The 313-nt window shown below is 32.3% G+C and carries 1 protein-coding gene; it reads right to left on the bottom strand.

The window, feature by feature from the left end; all coding sequences use genetic code 11:
• Nucleotides 1-290 (bottom strand): hypothetical protein (locus DC53_RS0121240; protein WP_033032840.1); only part of this gene is annotated, 290 nt, incomplete at its 3' end.
• Between the last annotated feature and the right edge of the window lie 23 nt (nt 291-313).

Below are 313 nucleotides of genomic sequence, written 5' to 3'. Positions count from 1 at the left end.
GTAAGAAGCGAGCTAAAAACTGTTTGAAAAGATGGAATGCTTCCTGAATGAGCTGTTTGTGTTTGAGGTTGAGTAAAAATGACTTGATTTGTAGAACTTGCAAAATCTGAACTAAGACTTCCTACATTTATAGCACTTCCTGTTTCAAAAGATGAATTTGCAGATGCTTCAATTTCTGATCCAGTATTCTCATCAGCAATCGGGACAATGATTCTTTCAAATAAATATGGTGCGTCATCAAAAGTTTTTTCTCTAAATATTGGAGGATTCTTTGATTCAATCGTAAACATATTCAAAAAACTAAAATTCTAAT

Origin of the sequence: Pseudoalteromonas fuliginea (genome assembly GCF_000690055.1) — a bacterium.
In the GTDB taxonomy this organism is placed as follows: domain Bacteria; phylum Pseudomonadota; class Gammaproteobacteria; order Enterobacterales; family Alteromonadaceae; genus Pseudoalteromonas; species Pseudoalteromonas fuliginea.
This window is presented reverse-complemented; position numbering and strand designations above follow the sequence as displayed.